1 protein-coding gene and 2 pseudogenes are annotated in these 3,300 nt (G+C 61.2%); all 3 read right to left on the reverse strand.

What is annotated here, in order from left to right; translation table 11 throughout:
• Positions 1–154 precede the first annotated feature (154 nt).
• Positions 155–1,960, reverse strand: a pseudogene (locus HKD46_RS21015) (extracellular solute-binding protein).
• A gap of 135 nt (positions 1,961–2,095) precedes the next feature.
• Positions 2,096–2,989, reverse strand: coding sequence for an EamA family transporter (locus HKD46_RS21020; protein ID WP_010675306.1), 894 nt, complete (start codon positions 2,987–2,989; stop codon positions 2,096–2,098).
• A 247-nt stretch (positions 2,990–3,236) separates the two neighbouring features.
• A pseudogene (locus HKD46_RS21025) lies at positions 3,237–3,300 on the reverse strand (IS200/IS605 family transposase); the annotation flags it as partial.

Here is a 3,300-nt window from a genome sequence, read left to right on the forward strand (position 1 = left end):
GGACAGTCAGGCGCGATTCTCATCGTGGCGCGGAGAACATTCTCCATCAAGACGCCGGATAGATTTAAGCAAGCCAACCACAACACCCGAAATCAAGGTTGCAAAAAAGGGGGTGACCATAGATTTTGTTTTAGGGCTGACGGTGCCAGCTGCCCTATTTTTGCTGGTAGGTGGTATCCGTGATGGTCACTGGCGGGAAGGTCTGCCCCCCTTTGATGGCGGCCCGGGTCTGCGCCTTTGCCGCTTCGTCAATCCAGAGCAGGCCGCCGAAGCTGTAACCCGAGTTGGAGCCGTCGAGGGGCCAGTAGAGCAAGTCGCTCTGGGGGGTTGCCGGCACCTTGGGCAGGCGTACCCAGCGCCAGGCGCCAGCCCGGGTATAGGGCACCTGATAGGCGGGGACGAAGCTGGCGAGCTCATAGAGTCGCTGCTGGATCTGGCGGGAGAGGTCGGCCTTCTTGCCGAAATCGAACGCCTTGTCGTATTGCTCCACCAGGGCCGAGATCCTATCGTCATCAATGTTCATGATGTTGTTGGTCTGGGGCTTGTTGGCATTGACCCTGTGGAAGTGTTCCCAGTAGGCGGGATAGCGACCACCGCTCCAGGCCATCCAGGCACTCTGGTGTTTTTTCTCCAGCATGGATTTGAAGCCGGCCGATGCATCCATCAGATTGAGCTCGAGGTTGAGCCCCGCCTTTTTCGCCTCTTCCCGCAGCAGGGTGAGACGCTGGGCATGTTCCGCCGTGGTGTAGGTGATGCTGAGGGAGAGGGGCTGGTCCTTGTCGTTTCGCAAGATGCCATCCGGTCCGGTCTTGGTAAAGCCCGCCTTGGCAAAGAATTCGCGAGCAAGTGCGGGATCGAAGGGGCGCGCCTTGAGGTCGGTATTGGTGAAATCTCCCTGGCCCGAGCCATAGGTGTTGAGACGCTGGTAGTCCCCCCGCAGCAGGGTCGCGATCATCTTGTCCAGGGCGAGGGCGTGCTGGATGCCGAGTCTGACGTCGAGATTGCTCAGCAAGGGATCGGCGGTGTTGAGATAGAGCCCCATGGGGGGCTGAGGCGTCTGGTTGTAGAACCAGAGCCGCTCGATATAACCCTTCTCGAATTCGGCGGTCTTGCTCTTGTCGTGCCACCAGTTGGGCATCACGAGTGGGAAGGTGTCGAGCTCACCGCGCAGGAAGTGCTGCCAGGCGATGTTCTGATCCCTGAGCACCTTGATCTCGATGCGATCCGGATTGAAGCGGTGCTGGAAGTAGCGCTCGTCGTTCCCCCACCAATCCTTGACCCGGTCGAAGGTAACCGACTTGCCCTTCTTGAGCTCGCCAATCTGGTAGGGGCCTGTGACCGGCAGCACCTTCCAGTTGTACTCCTTGACCCAGTTGGCGGTCAGCTTGATGGCGTGGCTGGGCTCCGGGGTGAAGGGGAGAGCTTCGAGCAGATCTTCCCGGCTCTTCTCGGTGCCGCTGGTGATGGCGAGGGTGTGATCGTCAAACTTGGTCACTTCGCTTATCTGGGTGCTGTAGTAGTTGTTGTACCAGGGGTCGTTGATCTCCTTGCTGCGCATCATCTTGAGGGTGAAGACCCAGTCGTCCGCAGTGACGGGCTGGCCGTCCGACCAGCGGGCCTTGGGGTTGATACGAAAATAGAGCGTCTTGTTATCCGCGCCGAAAGCCCACTGGTTGGCCAGCATGGGGATGGGATTGCGCGTCACGGGATGGGTGCTCAGGAGCGGCAGGTTGGTCTCGCGCACGTAGGCCGCAAAGCCGCCGTTGGAATCCGGTCCGTATTTGCGCAAGGTGAGCGGAAAGCTCGACATGAAATCCCGGAAGGTGCCGCCTCACTTGGCCTCGGGGTCTGCATAGACGGGATCGGTGTCGTTGTTCTCCCATTTGAGATCTGCCGGCAGGGTGGCACTCCAGCCGAACGGGCTCCAGCAGAAGGGGATCAGCATGGCCGTGACCCGCATGATGCCTGGTAAAGAGGGAATGATCGAAAGTGACGGATGACGCATGTCCTTGCTCTCCTGATGATGGCATCCTGCCGAAATAACGGGGTGGGCCCAAGAGGGCCTGACCCATGATGGGAAGTTTCCCGGGCGAGGTCAATCCTCGGTTTGGGTCTTCAAGAAGCGCATCTTGCCCCCCAGCAGATGCACCACGAAGCCGAGCAACACCAGACCCGAGCCCAGCCATTGCAGGGGAGTGGGGTGTTCATCGAGCAGCAGGGCGGCGGCCACCATGCCGACACAGGGCACCAGCAGGGAGAGGGGGGCAACCTGGGCCACCGGATAGCGCATCAGCAGCCTCCCCCACAGGCCATAACCGAGCCAGGTGGCGATAAACGAGAGATAGAGCACGCACAAGACGCCCTGCCAACGGATGTTGAGCAGGCTGCTTGCGATGAGTTCGGGCCCCTCGAACAGCCAGGAGAGCGCGAAGAAGGGCAGGATGGGCACCAGCCCGCCCCAGGCGACCAGGCTCGGCAGAGAGGTGCGATAGCGCAGACCTATCTGGCGATTGATGACGTTGCCAAGGCCCCAGCAGGCGGCTGCGCACAGCGTCAGCACAAACCCGATGAGGGTGAGGTTGCCCTCGCCATGGGTGGCAATGAGATAAAGACCTGCTCCCGCCAGCGGCAGTGCCACCCAGTGGTGGGGCTGCCAGCGCTCTCCGAGCCAGATCATGGCGAACAGCAGGGTGAAGACCACCTGGGATTGCAGCACCAGGGAGGCCATGCCGGCGGGCATGCCGAATTTCATGGCGCAGAACAGGAAGGCAAACTGGCCCAGGCTGATCGCACCGCCATAGGCCAGCAGCCAGCGCCAGGGCATGGCAGGCCTGGGGACCAGCAGAATGGCCGGGAAGACGACTCCGACGAAACGCAGTGCTCCCAGCAGCAGTGGGGGGATGCCTTCCAGCCCCCACTTGATGGCGACGAAGTTGAGTCCCCAGCAGAGAATGACCAGGGCGGCCAGACACTTGTCCTTGGTTTGCATGCGGCATCCTTGTTTGAGCGGCGCCCGCACGGCAGGGCGCCGAAGGGGTCGAGCATACCTGCTACAGGGTGGGCACCGTCAAGGGCGCAGGTGTCTACCTGCACACCGGGCGAGCGCGGGCGGGCTAAGCTAAAAAGTGAGCGCCCCGATTGACGGGTTGGCGTCGATGGCTAACCGGAGGTATTCCATCTTAAATGCGAAAGGGGACTCCCTCCGACGTAGGTGGGAGGGGAATTTCGCCGGGGCGTCAGCCCCGCTGGTTTTGAATGTATTGCTTGATCACCTCCAACGGTGCTCCGCCGCAAGAGCCC

It is taken from the genome of Aeromonas sp. TW 6, from assembly GCF_013168745.1.
Classification (GTDB): domain Bacteria; phylum Pseudomonadota; class Gammaproteobacteria; order Enterobacterales; family Aeromonadaceae; genus Aeromonas; species Aeromonas caviae.